The 21,980-nt window shown below is 48.0% G+C and carries 16 protein-coding genes; 8 read left to right on the forward strand and 8 right to left on the reverse strand.

Annotation, left to right across the window (positions count from 1 at the left end):
- Positions 1–101: 101 nt before the first annotated feature.
- Both ispG and ACMUEV_RS26580 read right to left on the reverse strand, forming a co-directional pair.
- Complete coding sequence (ispG, locus tag ACMUEV_RS26575; protein WP_017286084.1) at positions 102–1,325, reverse strand: (E)-4-hydroxy-3-methylbut-2-enyl-diphosphate synthase; 1,224 nt, start codon at positions 1,323–1,325, stop codon at positions 102–104.
- A gap of 99 nt (positions 1,326–1,424) precedes the next feature.
- Positions 1,425–1,613, reverse strand: coding sequence for a hypothetical protein (locus ACMUEV_RS26580; protein WP_026148388.1), 189 nt, complete (start codon positions 1,611–1,613; stop codon positions 1,425–1,427).
- Between the two features lie 363 nt (positions 1,614–1,976).
- Here ACMUEV_RS26580 and ACMUEV_RS26585 point away from each other — a divergent pair, with 363 nt between their 5' ends.
- A complete protein-coding gene (locus ACMUEV_RS26585) occupies positions 1,977–2,831 on the forward strand; it encodes a transglutaminase family protein (RefSeq protein ID WP_190653771.1) in 855 nt (284 codons plus the stop codon).
- 77 nt (positions 2,832–2,908) lie between these two features.
- Positions 2,909–3,316, forward strand: a complete 408-nt coding sequence (locus tag ACMUEV_RS26590; RefSeq protein WP_190653772.1) for a hypothetical protein — start codon at positions 2,909–2,911, stop codon at positions 3,314–3,316.
- Positions 3,317–3,398: 82 nt separating this feature from the next.
- Here the strand turns inward: ACMUEV_RS26590 and ACMUEV_RS26595 are convergent, their stop codons facing one another.
- Complete coding sequence (locus ACMUEV_RS26595; RefSeq protein WP_017286080.1) at positions 3,399–3,743, reverse strand: hypothetical protein; 345 nt, start codon at positions 3,741–3,743, stop codon at positions 3,399–3,401.
- 168 nt (positions 3,744–3,911) lie between these two features.
- On the opposite strand from ACMUEV_RS26595, the gene murQ reads away from it, so the two are divergent.
- Positions 3,912–4,820 (forward strand): N-acetylmuramic acid 6-phosphate etherase, encoded by a 909-nt coding sequence (murQ, locus tag ACMUEV_RS26600; protein ID WP_190653773.1) that lies wholly within the window; start codon positions 3,912–3,914, stop codon positions 4,818–4,820.
- Here the strand turns inward: murQ and ACMUEV_RS26605 are convergent.
- Together ACMUEV_RS26605 and ACMUEV_RS26610 are read right to left on the reverse strand one after the other, a co-directional pair.
- Positions 4,817–5,101 carry a hypothetical protein gene (locus tag ACMUEV_RS26605; RefSeq protein WP_017286078.1) on the reverse strand — a complete coding sequence of 95 codons (285 nt, stop codon included), beginning with the start codon at positions 5,099–5,101 and terminating at the stop codon, positions 4,817–4,819. The genes murQ and ACMUEV_RS26605 overlap by 4 nt on opposite strands.
- Before the next feature lie 114 nt (positions 5,102–5,215).
- On the reverse strand, positions 5,216–6,373 hold the full coding sequence (locus tag ACMUEV_RS26610) for an MFS transporter (protein ID WP_242044934.1): 1,158 nt from the start codon (positions 6,371–6,373) through the stop codon (positions 5,216–5,218).
- A gap of 276 nt (positions 6,374–6,649) precedes the next feature.
- On the opposite strand from ACMUEV_RS26610, the gene ACMUEV_RS26615 reads away from it, so the two are divergent.
- Positions 6,650–8,095 carry a phosphoglucomutase/phosphomannomutase family protein gene (locus ACMUEV_RS26615; protein ID WP_242044936.1) on the forward strand — a complete coding sequence of 482 codons (1,446 nt, stop codon included), beginning with the start codon at positions 6,650–6,652 and terminating at the stop codon, positions 8,093–8,095.
- A gap of 51 nt (positions 8,096–8,146) precedes the next feature.
- On the opposite strand, the gene ACMUEV_RS26620 is transcribed toward ACMUEV_RS26615, so the two are convergent.
- Complete coding sequence (locus ACMUEV_RS26620; protein WP_026148387.1) at positions 8,147–8,524, reverse strand: BON domain-containing protein; 378 nt, start codon at positions 8,522–8,524, stop codon at positions 8,147–8,149.
- A 236-nt stretch (positions 8,525–8,760) separates the two neighbouring features.
- Here ACMUEV_RS26620 and ilvN point away from each other — a divergent pair, with 236 nt between their 5' ends.
- Positions 8,761–9,288 (forward strand): acetolactate synthase small subunit, encoded by a 528-nt coding sequence (gene ilvN / locus ACMUEV_RS26625; RefSeq protein ID WP_017286074.1) that lies wholly within the window; start codon positions 8,761–8,763, stop codon positions 9,286–9,288.
- A 102-nt stretch (positions 9,289–9,390) separates the two neighbouring features.
- Here ilvN and ACMUEV_RS26630 read toward each other — a convergent pair whose 3' ends face one another.
- Positions 9,391–12,840, reverse strand: coding sequence for a PA14 domain-containing protein (locus ACMUEV_RS26630; protein WP_190653774.1), 3,450 nt, complete (start codon positions 12,838–12,840; stop codon positions 9,391–9,393).
- 647 nt (positions 12,841–13,487) lie between these two features.
- Positions 13,488–15,860, reverse strand: coding sequence for an endonuclease MutS2 (locus ACMUEV_RS26635; protein ID WP_190653775.1), 2,373 nt, complete (start codon positions 15,858–15,860; stop codon positions 13,488–13,490).
- Positions 15,861–16,225: 365 nt separating this feature from the next.
- Here ACMUEV_RS26635 and ACMUEV_RS26640 point away from each other — a divergent pair, with 365 nt between their 5' ends.
- From ACMUEV_RS26640 to treZ, 3 genes are all read left to right on the forward strand, one after another.
- Positions 16,226–17,416 carry a hybrid sensor histidine kinase/response regulator gene (locus ACMUEV_RS26640; RefSeq protein WP_190653776.1) on the forward strand — a complete coding sequence of 397 codons (1,191 nt, stop codon included), beginning with the start codon at positions 16,226–16,228 and terminating at the stop codon, positions 17,414–17,416.
- Positions 17,413–20,118, forward strand: coding sequence for an ATP-binding protein (locus ACMUEV_RS26645; RefSeq protein ID WP_190653777.1), 2,706 nt, complete (start codon positions 17,413–17,415; stop codon positions 20,116–20,118). Before ACMUEV_RS26640 ends, ACMUEV_RS26645 begins: the two co-directional genes overlap by 4 nt.
- Positions 20,119–20,183: 65 nt before the next feature.
- Positions 20,184–21,974 carry a malto-oligosyltrehalose trehalohydrolase gene (gene treZ, locus ACMUEV_RS26650; protein ID WP_190653778.1) on the forward strand — a complete coding sequence of 597 codons (1,791 nt, stop codon included), beginning with the start codon at positions 20,184–20,186 and terminating at the stop codon, positions 21,972–21,974.
- Positions 21,975–21,980 lie beyond the last annotated feature (6 nt).

A 21,980-nucleotide genomic window follows, 5' to 3' on the forward strand; every position in this document is an offset into this window, starting at 1 on the left:
GTCATTAAGTTTTGCGGAGAAAGCGCGGGGGAGGGAAAAGTGGGGAGTGGGGAGGTGGGGAGTGAGAGAAGTTTTTTCCCCTATTCCCTCCCCCCTGCTCCCTACTTGGGTTCTACCCATTTCCCATCCGATTTGATGAGATTGATCAATTCCGCAACCCCTTGGTCTTCTGGGACTTTTTTAATTTCCTCGCGTCCTCGGTATAGGGAAATATAGCCTGCTTGTTTGCCGACATATCCATAGTCCGCATCTGCCATTTCACCTGGACCGTTCACAATACAGCCCATGACTGCAATATTTAGTCCGGTGAGATGACTCGTTGCTTCGCGGACTTTTTGTAGAACTTCTTCTAGGTTAAACAGGGTACGCCCGCAAGATGGGCAGGCAACATACTCAACCATCGTGCGCCGCAATCCTAACGCTTGCAGAATTCCGTAGCAGACCGGAATTTCTTTCTCAGGCGCTTCGGTGAGAGAAACTCGAATCGTGTCTCCGATACCTTCAGCAAGTAGTGTGCCAATACCTGCGGTCGATTTGATGCGCCCGTATTCGCCATCACCTGCTTCGGTCACTCCCAAATGCAGGGGATACGCCATGCCTTCCGCATTCATGCGCTGCACCATCAGACGGTTTGCGGCAAGCATGACCGGAACTTTCGAGGCTTTGAGCGAAAGTTCAATGTTATAGAAATTCAGCGATTCGCAGATCCGAATGAATTCTAGAGCAGATTCGACCATGCCTTCAGGCGTATCGCCATAGGTGAACAGCATTCTTTCTGCTAGCGAACCGTGATTGACTCCGATTCGCATCGATTTATTTTGATCTCGTAGGGAAATGACGAGGGGTTCGAGCGTTTCGCGGATCTTCTCGCCGATCGCATCAAATTCAGCTTGAGTATATTCGCTGGTTTTCGGCTTTTCAAAAACGTAGAGTCCTGGATTGATCCGCACGTTATCGACGTATTTCGCGACTTCGAGCGCAATTTTCATCCCATTGTGGTGGACATCAGCAACGAGCGGCACAGGTTGGTAGGTTTTGTAGAGGCGATCGCGAATTTCTTCCATCGCTTTCGCATGTGCCATGCTCGGAACCGTCACCCGAACAATTTCGCACCCAATTTCGTGGAGGCGACGAATTGCGGCGACCGAGCCGTCAATATCGAGGGTGTCTTCGTTGATCATGGACTGTACTGCGACCGGATGATCACTGCCGATCGAGATACTGCCCACGGGGACAGAGCGAGTTTTGCGCCGATGAATAGTGGTATCCGTTAGAGTCTGAGAGGTAGGAGTCGCTGACGCGATCGGGTTGGGGAGAGTTTGCATAACGCTCTGAAGAATGGCTCGACAGCAAAAAAGACAGAACTCACTCTGGGGGAGTTTCTGTCTTTCAGATTGCCATAGAAAGGAACCATTTGGCTGAGTTTAACCTCGAAACAGGCGAGATTCTTGTTTCACGGAGCCAGTCATGGTCGCATTTTGTAATGTCATGAAGGCATGAAAGTCTTCACGATCGTATTTTGATGAGAGCAGAAGCCGCAGTTGATTCTCGGCTTCAATCGAAAGGAGTCCAGTCGATAGTGCTTGTTGAACAACATCACGAATTAGTGCCATAGGAACACCCCAAACAGCCACAGGTAAACAAAGTGAGATTCAGTTAGTAGATAAAGATAGGGACGAACAGACTAGCGTTATGCAAGACTTTAGAGGCGTAACCTGCGGAGCCATCGTCTCTAAGATCTTAAAGGATATTTCACAAAAAAACGGTATCACGCTGAACAAATTTCCGGGTCGCTCAATCGCGCTAAGCTAGAGCAGGATTAGGCTCGAGCAATGTAGACGGCTCTCGCGATCGTGAAGTTCCCGTGATCGTGAAGATAATATTTTTGATGTCTACTGGTTGCCATTCAAACCCCGCTGATCCGGAAGATGAGTTCAGAATGAATTGCAAATTTTTCCCTTAATTTCTAGCTGCCTGTGCTTTACCAAATTTCACATTCGACGACTTATACCTATAGCGATCCCGTCATTTTGCAACCTCATCTGATTCGGTTACGACCGCGTTCGGATGGATGGCAGTCACTCAAATTGTTTTCGATGCAAGTTATGCCAATCCCGATCGCACAATCAGAATTAAGCGATCTCGATGGCAACACTTTGATCAAAGTCTGGTTCTCACCTGAACTCACAGGCTCTTTGACGGTTCAAATCGTGTCGCAAACTCAGACGCATCAAGCAAATCCTTTTAATTATTTACTGGAGCCTTGGGCGATGAGTTTGCCGATCGATTATCCAACTTCGCTGTTTAAACAGCTTCAGCCTTACTTAGGAGCAACTGATGCGATCGCGCTGCAACTGGCGTATGAAATCGCCGAACGTTCTAGCAATCAGGTCACTCAATTTCTTTATGAATTGACTCAGCAGATTTATACCAATTGTGAATATGTGATTCGCGAGACTGGCAATCCTTATCCACCTGGATTGACTTGGACGCAGAAGAAGGGATCATGTCGAGATTTGACGGTTTTATTTATCGAAGTTTGTCGATCGATTGGATTAGCCGCACGATTTGTCAGCGGATATCAAGAAGGAGACGAGGATCATCCTGATCGCCATCTCCATGCTTGGGCTGAGGTGTATTTACCGGGTGCAGGTTGGCGAGGGTATGATCCCACGCATGGACTAGCAGTGAGCGATCGTCATATTGCAGTCGCGGCAAGTGCGATCCCGGAATATGCTGCACCAGTTGTCGGAAAAGTTACGCGATCGGGCGGAGTGCAATCGACGATGGACTATACGCTGCAAATTCAGAGAATTGCGGATTTGATGTGATTTTGATGTGATTGCGATCGCACCATTACCCTGGATTTCCTGGCGAGAATGAAGAAATTCTCACCGATGCAATTCCTATGCAGTTTCTCAAACTAATGCTGATGGTTGGTGTTTTGGGGTTGGGTGCAACGCATCTTTTGAGTCATGCCACTTCAGGCAAGCACGTTGCAAGCTCAAAGTCAGGATTTGTGCCTGTGGTCATGCCGGATGGAGCCGATTTCAATGAGGTTTTGGTGATTGGTCCAGATTGTAATACTGCGCGTGGAAAACGAACTCGATCCCTTGCCGCAAAATTAGCTGAAGCTGGAATTCCGCATCGACGCACTGAGTCAATTGGTTTCACTAATCCCAGTGATATTGCTGGCATGATGCGCCTGAATGAAGTCATGCAGCAGGATGCGCCGATCGTCTTAGTTCGGGGGCAGGGGAAAGGAAATCCCAGTGTGGAGGAAGTGATTGCACTGTATCGCCCCTCGAAGCGCTAAAAGCCTTGGTGATGATTTAGAGTCTGAACCTTCAAATTTTCGGAGTGGGGGCAGCTTAAAAATTCGCTTTTCAGCCCCGTTGTTAGTGAATGATGTACTTGAACAGCACGATCGCTAAACCAACTAAAAAAATTGCACTATTGCTCAGTCCTGCGAGCAGTGAAAGCCACCAGCGATTTTGAAAAACTCGTTCAGTCATTGCACCCCAGGCAGCAAACCCAATTCCCGCGAGTCCCAGAAACACAAACAGCAGGGGAGAAGCCTGAGTGATCAAAAACCACCGAAGGCGTTCATCCTGCGTTGGCACGCGCCAAGTTTGCCAGAGTGCAATATCTACGGTTTCCCAACTTTGCCAGATCAAGAGATTGATGGGAATGCAAGCAAGAGAAAGATAGACTCGCGATCGTCGAAGCCGGGATAAACGCATAGGGGATTGAGTCGCTCAAAAGATATCACTCACTTCACTCTCTCAGCATGAAAATCCTGATAATTCTTTCGTTCTAGATTGATTAGTAAACGCTGGCGTTCTGGATCTGCATCGCAAACGCCTACCGCACAACGGTAAAATACGGGTTGCGTTTTTCTCGGAACTTCTATGCAGCTTCAACAACGAGGACACTTACTCACTGAGCAAGTCAATCCAGCCAGTGCCAATTTAGATCAGCTTTCTTCGATCGAGATTGTCGATGTCTTTAATCAAGAAGATGCAAAAACGATTCATGCGATCGCTCAAGCCCGCGAAGAACTTGCAAAAGCGATCGATCTTACGGCTGAGAAGCTGCGCCAAGGTGGACGGCTCTTTTATGTCGGGGCTGGAACCAGTGGACGTTTAGGTGTTCTCGATGCAGCAGAATGTCCTCCCACCTTTTGTACCCCGCCAGAAATGGTACAAGGCATCATTGCAGGGGGAGCCGATGCACTTGTGCGAAGTTCAGAAGGACTAGAAGATTTAGCAGATCAAGGCGCAGCGGCAATCGCCGATCGCACTGTCAGCGCACTGGATGTCGTGGTCGGAATTGCAGCAGGTGGAACAACGCCTTATGTACATGGAGCCATTGCAGAAGGTCGAAAGCGCGGAGCAACCACAATTTTTATTGCCTGTGTGCCAAAAGAACAGGTGCAAATTGATGTCGATGTCGATATTCGCTTGCTCGTTGGAGCGGAAGTACTCGCAGGTTCGACTCGATTGAAATCTGGAACAGTCACGAAGCTAGCTCTGAATATTCTTTCCACTGGAACGATGGTTCGACTCGGCAAAGTCTACGGAAATCGCATGATTGATGTCGCTGTGACAAACACGAAATTGCACGATCGCGCTTTAAGAATCTTGAGCGATTTAACCGATCTCGATCGCGACCAAGCAGCAGAATTACTAGAAAAAAGCGATCGCTCTGTAAAAACAGCCCTGATGATGCATTGGACAGGACTCTCAAAAACAGACAGCGATCGCGTACTAAAAGAACATCAAGGCAACTTAAGGGCTGCCGTCAAGAGTTTGGCTTAGCCCACTGCGCAGCCAACTCCTTGCAGCGCACCAATGATCCGCCCAATCGCAAAAAGCACGATCGCACTGGCAATCACCACGCCAGTGCGGTACAAATTCAGCCAAAATCCAACAGGTTTTTCATTGGCTTGCTTCAAATAGCCCCAAGCTAGAGCGGACATCATAATGCTAGTTACGCCTGCTCGAATCGAACCAGAACAATCAGAAGCCGTTACTAAGAAACCACACGAACCTAAGAATAAGCAGATTAGCCCAACCATCGCTGCAAAAGATCTCGTCATAGTCTAACCGGGTGTGCGATCGCACGTAGATGAACCGAAGAACAATGTATCACTCAGTGTTCCCAGGCAAAACAGGGCGATACCCCCTATCGGATGAGTTTGGATGATGGCGACTTACGCTTTGATGCATCGCTTGCGCCAAAATGCACCTGCACATGCGACTAGCATCAACCCCAAACCGACTGCACAGACCCCATTCCACTGCCAATCATTCCAGGCAGATGTGCCTAGTTTTGACCCGATCGCACCGCCGACAAAGTACAGCATGATATAGATGGCGTTCAAGCGGCTATGAAATTCTACAGGAAGCTGATAAATCGTCGTTTGATTGGAGATTTGCGTCGTCTGGACTCCCAACTCAATTAACACGACACCAAGCATTAATCCGAGTAACTGAGCCTGCAAACTCCAAAATACTAAGAATGAAGCAATGGTTATGGAAATTCCCAAGGTCAACGTAAAACTTGAACTGCGACGATCGGCGATTCTTCCTACGACTGGTGCAGCTAAAGCTCCAGAAATGCCAGCTAATCCAAACAATCCTGCAACATCGCTGCCAAACTGATACGGTGGCTCTCTCAGTAAAAAAACTAACGTACTCCAAAATGCGCTAAATGCCGCAAATGACATCGCCCCAATCCAAGCCGAACTCTGCAAAATCGGCTGATGAATGAGCAAATCGAGCATGGATCGGAGTAAGTTCGGATAGCTTAATGCCAAGGTTGATCGAGAGCGCGGCAAGCTTTTCGCAAGCACGATCGCAAGTAACACCATCATCCCGGATGCAGATTCATACATCACTTGCCATCCATATTTCGCTCCAACAATGCCACTCACCATCCGCGCCATCAAAATTCCGACAAATAACCCACTCATCACCATGCCAATCACTTTGCCGCGTTGTGCAGGTTCACATAACTGTGCAGCAAATGGCACCAGGATTTGCGCCGAAACTGCACTCGCTCCGATCGCGAAACTTGCCAAATTCAATCCGATTAAATTCGGCGAAACCGCCGCAACTAGAAGCGCGATCGCAGTGATTCCTGTCATGGTCACAATTAACCGCCGTCGCTCCAGACGATCGCCCAAGGGCACGATTAATAAAATGCCCATGGCATAGCCAATCTGCGTCCACATCGGAATCGCGCCAACTGCCTCAGCCGATTCGTTAAACTGAGCCGCAATCATCGCTAAAAGGGGCTGATTGTAATAGAGATTGGCAACCGTTGCGCCAGATGCGATCGCCATTAGCCAAACGAGGGAAGAGTGCATGGATGAGGTGGGGAGTGGGGAGTAGGGGGGAGAGAGATGTAAAACATGCTAAAGCTTTCTCTGCATTGTCGGGCACAATCGACTTTCCACTCCCTACTCTCCACTCCCCACCTTCAACCTGTCACATTAATAACCAAAACCATCCTGTAATCTCCGTGATCGTCTGTAAAGAAACAGGGGAACGATCGAAAAACTCGCTTGAGTCTAGACTATCCCCGTTAAACTGGTCTTGTCCCAAGCCCTTATTTGTTCTGTGAGTTGAGGAGAAGTGCAATCATGGCACACGCGCCAATGACAATTACAACGATTAACCCGATTCAGTTTGGTACAGATGGCTGGCGCGGCGTGATTGCTGCCGATTTTACATTCGATCGCGTCATGAGCGTCGCTCCGATTGCGGCTCAAGTTCTCTCAGAAGTGTATGGTGCAGAGACAGGCAGCAATACCGTAATTGTGGGATATGATCGCCGTTTTCTGTCCGAAGAATTTGCTCGCAGTGCCGCAGAATCCATTCGCAAAGCAGGCTTTGACATTCTGTTCTCGGAAAGCTTTGCTCCGACTCCAGCCTTTAGCTGGGCAGCAAAAAAATTGAATGCTTTAGGTGCGATCGTCATTACTGCCAGCCACAATCCCGGAAACTATTCCGGTCTAAAAGTGAAAAGCGCGCATGGGGGATCAGTACCACCAGAAGTGACCAAGCGAATCGAAGCCCTGTTAGCTAAGGGTGAACCCCTGCCAAATGCTCAACCTGGAAATTTCAGTACCTTTGATCCGTGGGAAAGCTACTGTGAAGGACTGCGATCGCTGGTGGACACAGATGCGATTAAAACTGCGATCGAGCAAGGCAAAGTGACTGTGTTTGCCGATGTCATGCATGGCGCAGCGGCAACTGGACTCGCACGACTATTAGGCGTTGAGATTCAAGAAATTAACAGCGATCGCGATCCGTTATTTGAAGGGGGCGCACCTGAACCTCTGCCGAAATATCTGCCCAAGATTTTGAAAACAATTCGCGAGTTTGACGGCAACAGTTTAGCCGTTGGCTTGGTGTTTGATGGCGATGCCGATCGCGTCGGAGCCGTTGACGCAAAAGGCAACTTCCTCAGTTCTCAAATTCTCATTCCGATCCTGCTGGGGCATCTGATTCAGAAAGGCTTCACAGGCGAATTTGTCAAAACGGTCAGCGGTTCTGATTTGATGCCACTCGTTGCAAAACTCTACGATCTGCCAGTCTATGAGACTCCGATCGGGTATAAGTACATCGCCGATCGCATGTTAGAAACCCAAGTCTTGCTCGGCGGTGAAGAATCCGGTGGCATTGGCTATGGTCATCACATTCCGGAACGCGATGCTTTACTCTCGGCACTGTACGTGCTGGAAACGGTTGTACAAACCGGAACGGATCTCGGCGAGCTTTATCGTCAATTGCAAGAGAAAACAGGATTTTTCGCAGAATACGATCGCATTGATCTGCCGCTTGCCAGTATGGAGGTTCGGGCTAAATTGTTAGGGCAGTTGCAAACGCAGCCCCCACAAGCGATCGCTGGAAAAGCAGTCGTCAGTTGTCAAACCGATGATGGCTATAAGTTCCGACTGGAAGATCAAAGCTGGCTGCTGATTCGCTTTAGTGGAACTGAGCCAGTCTTGAGACTTTATTGTGAAGCAGCCTCACTTGAGCAAGTTCACCAAACTCTGAACTGGGCAAAAGACTGGGCAAGTTAGTTGAAATGCAGAAGTCGGAGTCTTCAAAAAGCTCCGACTTCTCTCCAAAATTTAACCGACTTGAACTTGATTCGTATCAACAGCGCTTGCGCCATTGACCCCATTCGCAACTTCGATCATCTTGTTCAAGATATCTTGACTTGGAACACTGCCTTTCAGCACTACAGTTGTTCCCAACTGCGCTACCCAAAGCGTATTCACATCATCAAGCTGGCTATCTTGGTCGAAAGCTAACGCGACGCGCTTCGCCAAACCGCTCTGGTCATATTCGCCATTTAAGCCGACCCGCTCCGGCGGAATCGTATCGCCTGCCGAAACTCCTGCGTCTGGAGGAGCAGAAGCTGCAGCATCAGGGGCAGGCTGACCCATGACTGCCTGCTCAGGATTTGCGGGCTTCTCCAGCCCAAACATTCTTTGTAACCAACCCATAACAGCGGCTCCTAATTTTTTTGACTTTCACAGTGGATTGAACAATCGCAACACTAGAATGTTCATCGCTCCAGGGAAGGATTGCAGGACATTGAAGTGGCAATTTGATCGCTTTTCACCATAGCGAAGAAATTCTCTCAACTCAACTTTTTTCAGAATTTCTTTTTCTATGCTGTGGACAAGTGGGAGTCTACGTTGCACCATAATAAGGACTGAATGTTATTCGGAACACAGAAATGAAGCACACGCTCTCGGTGTTGGTAGAAGATGAAGCGGGGGTTTTGACTCGGATTGCAGGTCTGTTTGCTCGTCGTGGCTTTAATATTGAAAGTCTGGCAGTCGGTCCTGCCGAACAGATGGGAGTATCTCGGATTACGATGGTCGTGCCGGGAGACGATCGCATTATCGAACAGTTGACGAAACAGCTTTATAAGCTGATTAATGTCATTAAAGTGCAAGACATTACAGAAGTGCCTTGTGTTGAACGCGAATTGATGTTGCTCAAAGTCAATGCAGGCAGTTCGACGCGATCGGAGATTGTCGAATTAGCGCAGATTTTCCGGGCGCGGGTGGTCGATGTGGCTGAAGATTCTTTGACGCTGGAAGTCGTGGGTGATCCAGGGAAAATGGTGGCGATCGTTCAGGTTTTACAGAAATTTGGGTTACGAGAAATCGCCCGAACTGGCAAGATTGCTCTCAGCCGTGAATCCGGTGTGAATACGGAATTCCTCAAATCGTTGGAAGCTAAGGTGTCGATGCCTTGATCGCCATTGATGCTCGAACAATGACATCAAAAATTTAGTCGTCTTTGCAGAGAAAAAAGGGCTGAAAATTACTTCAGCCCTTTTTTCTGGACAGATCAAGCGTTAACCAATCGGTCGCCACCGTCCTATCTCGCCCGATCCAAGACTTGCATAGTACAAGTTGCCATCTGAACCTGTTGTAATCTGCGCCAAGCCAAACACCCCACTGGCAAATCGGCGCTGTCCAACCACCGCACCATTCGCATCAAAGACTAGAGCATCGACGGTTCCTTTACTCAAGTCTGTGATGAATAAGTTGTTGTCATAGATCGATGGGAAAGTATTTCCAGTGTAGAAATCTCCAACTGCGATCGCATTGCCACCGCTACCAAAGTGTTGATAAGCGTAAATCGGAGCCGTTAATCCAGTTTGAGGGCCAGCGTAGAAGGCTTGGACACTTGGGAGATCCTGATAGCCTCCGGTTCGATTACTCGTACCATTGCCTCCTTCATAAGCAACCCAGCCAAAATTTGCGCCGGGACCGCCCGTATTGACTTCTTCCCACTTCGTCCAGCCTACATCCCCAATATAGGGCTGTCCGTTCTGGCGATTGATCGTAAATCGGAAGGGATTTCTCAAGCCCAATTGCCAAACCTTCGATCGATTACTTTGGGGATTGCCATCGTAGAACGGATTGGAAGCAGGTGCATTGCCAGTGATGGGATCAATGCGGAGAATCTTGCCGGACAGACTATCGATGTTGAGTGTTCTGACCGCTCTTGGATCAACCGCATTGTAAGACGCACCATCCCCATTACTGACATACAAGAACCCATCCGTACCAAACTTGACTGTGCCGATCGCATGAGATTCACTATCGAGGTTCAAAAAGTCCTGAACAAAGGTTCCATCAGAATTGCGACCCGACTCAGGAATGTTGAAGTTGTTCGTACTATTCTCATCAGGGCGACTGATATTCTGCCAGGTGCTATTTTTACCCAGAATCACCACTTCACTGGCTGGATTGATCGAGACAATGCCATTGGTAATCGTGGCAGTAAATCGACCCAAGCGAGAAGCTCGGTTGCCAACTCCATCTCGAACTGCTTCTGGATCAGTCTGTGAAGCCGTTTCAGGTGGATCATAAGAATAAAGCAGGTAGACATAGGGACTACCGCTAAAGAATTGGGGATGCACTGCAAGACCCAGTAATCCACGATCGCGCGGACTATTGACGATCGCAGAAATGTCAACGGCTGGAGTTTGTTGCAATACACCATTGCGAGCGACTCGCACTACCCCATTCTTCTGAGCAATGAACAGGTACTCACCACCCGGTGTCCAATCAAACGCGGTCGGTTGAGACAATCCAGTGATTACTGCTTCACGAGCGAAACTACCCGGATCATTATCTGCGATCGTCACCGTTGCCGTTTGCTGAGTTCCCAAGATACCAGCAGAGGGATTACTCAAAATGATATTAAACGTTTCATTCCGTTCTCCTTCCATATCATCTGTGATTGGGACGGTAAACGTCTGGTTGGTCTGACCTGCTGCAAAATTGAGTGTACCAATGCTCGTCGTATAGTCTGCACCTGCCGTTGCAGTTCCATTACTGGTTGCATAGTTCACGCTACCTGCTACGGTCGTGTTACCACTTCGCTGCACAGTAATGGTGACCGCTCCAGCGTTCTCGTTGACATTAAAGTTTTCACTAGAAAAGGCATAGCTTGAATCAACTGCATCATCATCAATAATTTGGATCAAAGCAGTGCGATTTGTTCCGAGTGCTGCACCCGTTGTTTCACCCAAGCCAAACCCAAATTCTTCGGTTGCTTCAGTCGTCGCATCGTTCAGGATGGGAATTGTAACAGTTTTGCTGGTTTCACCTGCGGCAAAGGTCAAGATTCCTTCAGTTAAGGTGTAATCTTGTCCCGCGATCGCAGCGTTGGCTCCTGACCCGTTGGCAGTCGTGTATCGAACGGTAGCAACCCCGTCACTCCCATTGATGCGATCAACACGAACTGCTGCTGTACCTGCACTTTCATTCACTGTCACCGCATTCGTTCCAATCACGATCGTCCCTGGATTGACAGTCACTCGACCGCTGTAAAGCTGAGCCTGCGGGATAATTTGGCGCACTTGATTGGGACTCAACCAACCGAGCAGCGCAGAAGCCCTTCCACCGCGCTCATAGTACTCCATGCGAATATCGTATCGCAGTCCCGCTTGCAGTGCGATCGTGCCTGTGCGCTCAGTTGCGGCTTGGTCGATGAAACTATCAATGACTAATTGATTATTGACAAATAGGCGAACACCATCATCCGTGGTCGTAAAAAACGTGTAGGTATCGCTATAGAGCGGCTGCACTTGCCCTGTCCATCGGACTGAGAAGGTGTCGGCTGCGATCGACGGAGCAGGAGACCCCGTTCCCCAGTTAAAGTTAACCGTAGCATCTGTGCGGGTAACTCTTAAGTTCGTAAAATCGATGTTATCGAAGTATTCACCTTGTAGTCCATTCCCTGTACCCGGTTGAACCGGAGGTAGAGCGGTGCTAAACAGTTGTGATTGAGGGACAACCTGTTTTGTAATACCAGGTGCTGACCACTGTAGTCGGGCAGAGGCAAGTCCACCATTTTCGTAGTAGTCCATCGCGATGTTATAGCGCTGCCCTGCCACGAGATTGATCGTTCCACTGCGTTCGGTTGCGGCTTGATCTCGGTAGTTATTGATCACTTGCTGCCCGTTGATGAAGAGACGATTCCCATCATCGGTGGTCGTAAAGAAGGTATAAGTTCCAGTGACGGGTGCGAGAATCTGTCCAGTCCATCGGATGGAGAAGGTATCCGCTCCGATCAAGGGATCAGGAGAACCAGATCCCCAATTGAAATTAACCGTAGCATCGGTACGAGTCAGCCGCAGATTTGTAAAATCGATGTTATCGAAGTACTGTCCGAATAGCCCATTCCCGGTTTCAAGCAAGCTAGTGTAGCCAGCTAGGCGATCGAGATCAAACGGCAACGGTGATTCGATCGCTCCAGTCTGAGCTTCCAGTATCCAGTTGCCCCCGCTAGCTAGATTTCCAGTCGCATCTGTAGAAGCAGCGACATCAGCTCCTGTGATCTGACTCAGTTGCTGAATTAGAGCAGGGTCTCCGAGAGCAACGTTACAGCCATAGAGCAAGATGTCTGCATTCGGAGCCAGTGAAGTTGCCCAAGTTGAAAGGCGATCTTGATAGGTCGTGATGGTTGCAAGATCAAGGGTCGCATTGCCAAGGCTGAGGCCGTTGATACTGCCATGTGAGGCGATATAGACACTTTCGACATTTTGATAGCTAGCAAGCACTTGGCTAATTTGATCAATGCCGTCTTTGTGCGAGTCGAGCAGGACAATTTTTGTGCCATCTATAACGCTAGAGGCAAGCGTATGTGCTTGCGCGATCGCGGAATCGATGAAGACGATGCGGGAAGCACTTGATTGAGAGAGGGAACTAGCCGAGTCAAACCAGGGACGACTGCCGACAGGAGATGAATTGAGATCGAACACACTTGAGGAATTTAAAAGGTTCTGCATTTCGTTTCGTGCATGAAAACGATAGTAAAAGTCGCTTTGTGAAACGCCGCGATCGCATCGCCCGAAGTTTAGACAAGCTAAAGCTAGACAGCCGGAAGCTCACTCAGTTTTAGCCATCCTGAGTGGTTCCACCATCCATGCTCTTAGTCTGAGCCAGGGTGAATTTCTGCTAAAAACTGCGATCGTGCATTTTACGAAGCAACGAAAAACGTTGTTCGGATGCCCCTGAAGGTTAGATCGCACAATCAATGAGCTTCAGATTGGGTAAGACTCTGAAACGAAAGGGTAGTAGTGCTGACTTCAAATGGTGAGACGCGACTAGATAGGTGGCGCTCGGTTAATCTTCTATCACCTGTTTACAAAACCAGTTTGCAAAAACAGTGAGGTAATTCCTGATGATGCTCGTTTCCTGACATTAGCATTCCAGAAAGAATACTGTAAGCGCTTTCACTTAACTTTAACGAAATTTTAAATTCTGCATCTGTGTTTACACGGCTTTTTTATGCGGAACTGCCCAGTTTTAGCAGGATTTATCGGCAAAACCAAGCTATTGCTCAGTATCCTTACGCAAATCAGTTAGATCCTAAGAAAGCTAAAACTGGGCGATGTTACCGTTTCGTCTGAGTGAAGTTGACTGTGGAATCCACTTACACAGGGTAAGCGATCGTCACTCCGGTTCCACCATCTGCACGATCGGCAAGTTCAAATCTTTGGACTCGCGGATGCTGTTTCAGAAAGTCGTGAACCCCTTGACGGAGCTTGCCTGTGCCATGTCCGTGAATAATCCAAATCGGCGTTCGAGCTTCTGAAATTGCTTTATCAAGCACAATTTCCGCATCTGCGACCCGGCTGCCTCGGATGTCAAACGTATTGCGATCGGTACGAACTGCAGGCATGGAAACCGCAGGTTGAGGAGAAGGAGCAGACTTTGGCTTGGGTTCAGGTTGAGGCTTCGTCACTTTTTCGCCTGTGAGAGACTCAATATCCGTCACGGGAACGGTCATTTTCATGATGCCGAAGCGCACAATTAGCTCCTCATCTCCTGCAAGTTCCAGCACTTCTGCAGTTTGACCTAAGCGAGGAATGCGAATGCGATCTCCCACTTGCGGACGATAGCCGGGTTTGGGTTTCGCGGGTTGCTGGCGCGAAGGTAGATGCTTATCCGAGAGGCGATTCAGGGCATCGGTTGCTTGTTGGGCATCTTGAGCCGTGGCATTGCCTTGCTGAAGTTTGCGAATCACTTTCGCGATTTCGGTTTTGGCTTGCGCGATCGCATCTTGTACGGCTCGTTCTTGCGCTTGCTGCAAGCCACGTTCGCGATCGCGCAGATTTTCTGCTTTTGCCGACACTTCTGTATAAAAGCGTTCTGCTTGCTGAAGCAGGTCTGCGGCTTCTTTCGCTTTCGCTTCTTGCACCCGACGTTGCGCTTCGAGTCCTGCAATCACTTGGTTGACATCTTCCGTCGCGCCACCGACTTGAGTTTGTGCGTTTTCAATCACTTCCGAGTTCAAGCCGAGCCGCCGCGCGATCGCTAACGCATTGGATCGACCCGGAATTCCCCAGAGCAATCGATAGGTAGGAGACAGCGAAACGTCGTCAAATTCGACTGAAGCATTTTCAAAGCGATCGTCTTGATATTTCAAAGCTTTGAGTTCGCCAAAGTGCGTGGTCGCAATTGAAAGCTGCGCGTGATCTGCAAGATATTTGAGCAGCGCGATCGCGAGGGCACTGCCTTCTGTCGGATCAGTTCCGGCTCCGACTTCATCGAGCAGCACTAAAGAATGCGATCGCTCCTTCAATGCCTCTAAAATTCGACTAATGCGGCGAATATGCCCAGAGAAAGTCGAAAGACTTTGCTCTAAAGATTGTTCATCTCCAATATCTGCTAAAACTTGCTCAAACCAAGGCAGTTCGACGGGTTCGCGGGCTGGAACAAATAGCCCAACTTTTGCCATCAGCACTGCTAAACCTAGCGTTTTGAGGGTGACCGTTTTACCGCCTGTATTGGGGCCTGTAATCGCGACGACTCGAATCTGAGGTTGAATCACGAGATCGACAGGAATGACATCGCGACCTTGTTCGTGCTGATTTTGCCAAACCAGGAGCGGATGACGGAGCTGCCGAAGCACGATCGTATTTTCTGTAAAACGCGGTGGATTTGCTTTGAGCCAGAAGCTATAGCGCGCTCGTGCCGTTGCCAAATCCAATGTTGTACAAATGGCGAGTAATCGTTCTAAGTCATCTTTTGCGATCGCAACTTGCTCGGTCAGAACTCTCCGAACCGCTTCTTCTTCGGCTTGTTCTTGGCGCAGTAATTGACGCAGTTGATTATTGAGTTGCACCGTCGGATGCGGCTCAATGTAGAAGGTTGCGCCACTCATCGAGACATCATGCACAATGCCAGGAATTGCCTCTTTGTGAGTCGCTTTGACGGGAATGACAAATCGCCCGTCGCGCTGAGTAATCACTTGTTCTTGCACCGCAGTGGATTGGCGCTGCATAGTACGTTGCAGCATTTCGTAAACGCGATCGCGAACTTGTTTTTGCTGCGATCGAATTCCTGCCAATTTTGGACTCGCGCGTTCGCTGACTTTACCATCGTCATTGAGACAACGATAAATTTCCTGTTCAATTTCAGGATAGGTGCGCAACTCTGCCACTAATTCGCTCAGAATCGGGTAGCCATCCTGATTGTCGATCGTGCGTCTGAGCGTTCTCGCACCCGAAAGTGTCGTTGCGATCGTCAAGAGTTCGACCCCAGACAAAATCCCCTGCAAAGATGCCCGTTCCAGTGAATCTCCAATGTCTTCAATCCCTTCAAAACTTAGCCCAGTCGTGAGTTGAGTTTCTAAATCATAAATTTCTTTGGTTTGGGCAAGCAGATGTTCGGTTTCAGATTGAGTGGTTGGAATTTTCAGCGCACGCAGAACGATCGCGCCTAGCTTGGTCGAGGCAAACGTTGCCAACTGTTGACAGAGGCGTGACCATTCTAAAAGTTCTAGAGTCTCAGTTTGAATCAAGGTTAGGGACAAAAATGATGAAAGCTACAACTCTCTATTGTAGAAGCTTCGCAGAGACAGAAATAGCGCCCTAGCCAGAACTCTATCGAAAAATCAGGGAATTGCCGTGAAATCTCATCGCGCGCGATCGCGCTAAACGACGCTTAACACTTAAACTCCGCGATTTGAGCAAAATTTAAGCCTGACAAGTGCAGCGCAGTTGCAACTCGCTGCCCGAATTTTCCCTGAAACAATTATCGATCGTCATTGTGCTGAACTTTAGTCAGACCGTGCAGTCCGTTATAATCAAATTCTGCAAGTCGCCCAAAATTTCAAGTCGCCCAAAATTTCAGATTGAGCCATGACATCGATTGAGGCAGACCCCCATGAGCAAACCTGTAATTATCTGTGTAGATGACGAACCATTAGTACTAGAAACTCTCAAAATCGAATTAAAACGGGTGCTCGGCGAGAACTGCTTAATCGAGACGGCAGAAGGCGGAGAAGAAGCATTAGAACTATTTGATGAACTGCAAAACAGCAAAGAATACGAAGTCGCTTTAGTACTTGCAGATTACATTATGCCAGGACTGAACGGCGATCAACTGCTCAAACAAATCCACGATCGCTCGCCTCGAACTCTCAATGTGATGATTAGCGGGCAGGCTGATCTAGAAGCAGTCAGTCAGGCTTTGCGGAGTGCTAGACTCTATCGCTACATCTCGAAACCCTGGACACCAGAAGATATTAGCTTAACGATCGTCGAAGCAGTTCAAGCTTATTTGCAAGATCGAAAATTAGAAACACAGACTGAAAAATTACGTGCGATCAATTCTTATTTAGAGCAACAAATTCAAGAGCGCACGGAAGAACTTCAGCAAAAAATGCAGGAACTAGAAAAACTCAACACGCTCAAAGATGAGTTTCTACATGCGGTCAGTCATGATCTCAAAACGCCTCTGATCGGCAGCATGTTAGTCTTTCAGCGTTTGAAAAAACAACTTGATGATCCGGTACAGCTATCCCGATCCATGCTCGATCGCATGGTTGAAAGCACTCAGCGTCAACTCAAGTTGCTTGACTCTCTATTAGCAGTACAGCTTAGCGAACATGGCATGAGGCTCGATCGTCAAGCCATCAAACTTGCAGCCTTTGTAGATGAGATTATTTTGGATTTAGAGCCAATTTTGACTGAAAATCAAGTGACGATCGCGCATACAATCTCATCCGAATCCACGGTTTATGCTGACGAATTTCAACTGCGGCGAGTGTTCGAGAATCTCATTACGAATTCTTTGAAACACAACGCACCAGGGATTTCCTTACGCATCTCTACGACTGTTGAAAATCATATACTCAAATGTATGATTGAAGACAATGGCGTTGGCATTCCCCAGCAAGACTGTGACCTAATGTTTGAACGCTATCAGCAGGGGAGTCGCAATCGGCGATCGCTTGGGATTGGGTTAGGGCTTTACCTCTGTCGGCAAATCATTCAGGCACATGGCGGCGAAATTGGAGTCATCAGTGCAGTTGACCAAGGTGCAAAATTCTGGTTCACTCTACCCACATCATGAACCGTCCTCATCCTTCACTCCAGAATGTCTTAATTCTTGCGTTGATTGCTCACATTCTGAGTGTTGTAGGGTTAATTAGCTATTTCTCGTTTCGCAACAGCCAAGCCTCTGTCCAGGAACTCGCAAAGCAGGTCGTTCAGGAAAGAAGCGATCGCATTGCTGACTATCTCACAACTTATACAGCAGCACCACCGCTTGCGACTCAACTCAATGCGAATGCCATTCAGAATGGAACCCTGAAGCTCGATCGCCTCTCCACTTGGAATCGTTATCTCTTTCAGCAAAGTAACCTGTTCCAAAACCTCGCCTACCTCTATTTTGGGTCAGCCCAAGGCGAGTACAGCGAACTTCGACGATATGGCGATCGTCAATTTCGATATGGCTATAGCGATCGCCAACAACGGTTAAAATCATTTGAACTCGATGCCCAAGGCAATCCGCAAAAAGTTGTGCTAAAGCGGCTCTATGATCCGCGAATTCGTCCCTGGTATCAACTCGCGCAGAGCGGTAAAACAGGCTGGACAGAGATCTATGCCTTTGATGATACCCCACCCATGCTCGGCATTAGTTTTGTACGTCCCGTCTATGAGGCTCAGCAATTTCGAGGCGCGCTAGGAGCCGATTTTTCGCTAGCTGGCATTCATGAATTTTTGAGCAGCATTCAACCGAATTCACAGAGCCGAATTCTGATTATGGAGCGGAACAGCAAGCTGATTGCTACGTCTTCAAACGAGCTACTTTTCGACTCAGAACGCCGACGAATCGATTCGATCACAGTACAAGATCCTCTGATCCGCAGGACTGCCGAAATGCTACGCCAGCGCTATGGGCAGCAGATTAAGAGTCACGCTCCGCAGCTTCTAACGCTGCAATTCGACCATGATCTGCATTACGTTTATCTCGCTCCTTTTGCGGATCAGTACGGTTTGGATTGGTTGATTGTGATCATGGTTCCACAATCGAGTTTTTTGGGGCAAGTGGAGGCGAATCAGCGGATGATGCTCTGGCTTTGCCTAGCTGCGTTAGCCACTGCGATCGTGACGAGCATTCTCACCGCACGATGGCTTTCTCGTCCAGTGCAGCAGTTAAGCGAAGCAAGCCAGAACATTGCCAAAGGAGAGTTTGATCAAATTGTTAAAATCCGAGGTGCTCGAGAGTTCGTCGGACTTGCGCGATCGTTTAATTTGATGAGCCAAGAGATTCAACGATCGCAATCCCAACTTGAAGAGTATGCGCACACTTTGGAAGAGAAAGTTCGAGCGCGGACGCACCAACTGGAACAAGAAGTCGAAGAACGCCAGAAAATTAATGCAGAATTACGAGCCGTCTTTGCAGCAATGGATCAGCTAATTTTTATCTTCGATCGCGATGGACGACATCTCAAAGTTCCAGCAAAACGCGCACAGCAGATTTTCTATAAACCAATCGAATCACGGATTGGACGAACGCTTCATGAAGTCTTTCCCCAGGACATTGCCGATCACTTTCTCCAGCACATTCATCAGGCGCTCGATACTCAGAAAACTGTCGATATTGAATACACGCTAGAGATCGAGGGTGAAGTAGTTTGGTCTGATGCGAGCATTTCTCCGATTGATCATCAGACCGTGATTTGGATATCGAGAAATGTTACTGATCGCAAGCGTGCTGAGCAACAACTCCAACAAAGCCATGACGAACTTAAACAAACCTTAGATGAATTGCGATCAACACAAGCAAAGCTGATTGAATCTGAAAAGCTTGCTGCTTTGGGACAATTAGTGGCTGGAGTTGCACATGAAATGAACACGCCATTGAGTGCGATCCAATCTTCAATTGAGACACTTTCGGGCTTTATGCAAACTGAGTTAGAAGCATTGCCCACATTTTTACAGCAGCTTTCAGTACAACGTCAGCAAGACTTTTTTAGTTTGCTTGACCACGCTGCTGAAACGGCTCCAACATTTGCTCGCTTATCCAGTCGCGAGAAGCGTCAGCTAAAACGTGCCCTGAGCCAACAACTTGAGAGCTATCAAATTAAACCAGCAGATATCATTGCAGATACGTTAATCGATATTGGAGTGTACGATCGCATTGAATTGTTCATTGTTCTTTTGCAAGAGCGCGATCGCGATGCGATTCTGAATGCTGCTTATCAACTTATGATCGCGAAGCGCAGCTTACAGACACTTGCGATCGCATCAAATCAAGCTGCAACTGCTGTTCGCGCGCTGAAAACCTATGCGCGACAGAACGCAGATAGCCAGCCTATTCTTGTTAACGTCATTGATAGCATCGAAACTGCATTAACGCTCTACCGCAATCAACTCAAGCGAGGCGTAGAAGTTGTCCGATACTATGAAGAAGTTACTTTAATCCAAGCTTATGCGGATGAATTGAATCAGGTCTGGATGAATCTGATCCACAATGGCATTCAAGCGATGAATTATCAAGGCACATTAACGATCAGAGTCACTTCTATCTCGAATGGGATTCAAGTTGCCGTAACCGATACGGGAGCGGGCATTCCCCTAGAAATCCACGATCGTATCTTCTCGCCATTCTTTACCACAAGACCCATCGGAGAAGGAAATGGCTTAGGGTTATCGATCGTGCAGCAATTGATCGAAAAACACTCTGGAACTATTTCATTTGATAGCGTTCCAGGTTGTACAACGTTTACAGTCTGCTTGCGACAATCTCTTCCTCGCACTCTGACTTGAGATAGATTGGCACTCAGAGCGAATCGAGTACTGTTGGCAAAGCGGGTTTAATATTTTTTTGGAATATGAAAGTAGGCGCTTGGTACTTGGGCGACGATCGCTGTGAATTCACAGTTTGGTGTCCTCGATCGAAAACAGTAACTTTGGAGTTATCCGATCGATCTGTTGAAATGCAGCGACAAGATGATGGATATTGGAGCACGATCGTTTCGGGAATCAAGCCGGGTGCTGAATATCGCTATCGACTTCAGAGCGGAACCTTTCCTGACCCGGCTTCGCAATTTCAACCCTCTGGCGTGCATGGAGCATCAGCAGTTGTCGATCACCGTTTTGAGTGGCAGGATTCGCAATGGCAGGGAATCAAGCTCGAAGATTTTGTTATTTACGAGTTACATGTCGGCGCTTTTACACCAGAAGGAACCTTTGAGGCGATCATTCCACGATTGCAGACTTTGAAAGAATTGGGAGTGAGCGCGATCGAGATTATGCCGATCTCTCAATTTCCGGGCGATCGCAACTGGGGCTATGACGGCACTTATCCTTATGCTATTCAGAATTCGTATGGTGATGCGAACAGCTTAAAAAAGCTAGTCAATGCCTGTCATCAGCATGGGATTTCCGTCGTCCTCGATGTTGTTTATAACCACTTTGGTCCTGAAGGAGCTTACATTAATCAGTTTGGTGACTACTTTACGGAGACTTACAAAACACCTTGGGGAAGCGCACTTAACTTTGATAACGCTTACAGTCATTGTGTGCGGAGTTACTTCTTAGAGAATGCACTGTATTGGCTGAGAGAGTTTCATATTGATGCTTTGAGGCTTGATGCAGTCCAAGCTATCTATGATATGGGTGCGCGGCACTTTTTAGCAGAATTAGCTGATCGAGTTGAAGAACTTTCACAACAACAAAACCGCAAGCTATACCTGATCGCTGAGAGCGATTTGAATGATGTGAAGTTAATTCGATCGAAGAGTGCGAACGGGTATGGCTTAGATGCTCAGTGGAGCGATGATTTTCACCATGCATTACATGCATTACTCACGGGAACTGACATTGGTTACTATCAAGATTTTGGAACTTGCGAGGACTTAGCAAAAGCTTATCGCAACACGTTTGTATACGATTGGAAGTATGCACCTCATCGATTTCGGTTTCATGGTGCGCCTGCGCTGGATTGTCCGATGACACAATTTGTAGTCTGCATTCAGAACCATGATCAAATTGGGAATCAAATGCACGGAGAGCGATTGTCTCAGTTGATTTCGTTTGAAGGTTTGAAATTAGCTGCGGGGGCTGTGTTACTTTCGCCTTATATTCCACTGCTGTTTATGGGTGAGGAGTATGGTGAGGAAGTTCCGTTTACTTACTTTGTCAGCCATTCTGATCCTGAGCTAATTCAAGCGGTTCGACGTGGTAGAAAGGCTGAATTTGCGGCATTTCATCTTGAGGGTGAACCGCCTGATCCAGAAGCTCCCGAAACATTTCAAGTTTGTAAGTTGCAGTGGGAGCGACATCAGCAAGGCAAACACAAAGTTCTTTGGACGTTCTATCAAAGATTGTTGAAACTGCGGCGATCGCATCCTGCACTCGTGAAGCGCGATCGCGCTTCGGTTTCGGCTTGTGCTGAGGAGAATAAAAAGCTGGTTTGGCTGGAGCGGCAAGATGTGATTTGTATTTTTAACTTTAATCAGAGCGATCAAGTGTTTGAATTTCCAGCAGGACAATGGCGGATTTTGCTCAATTCAGCAGATCAAGAATGGATGGGAGCAGGTTCACTTGCACCGGAGAAGGGGCAAGAGGGAGAAAGCGGAACTGTGCGATCGCAAAGCTTTGTCGTGTATGAGCGGTACTAGAGGATA

Source organism: Leptolyngbya sp. FACHB-1624 (assembly GCF_047649235.1).
In the GTDB taxonomy this organism is placed as follows: domain Bacteria; phylum Cyanobacteriota; class Cyanobacteriia; order Leptolyngbyales; family Leptolyngbyaceae; genus Leptolyngbya; species Leptolyngbya boryana.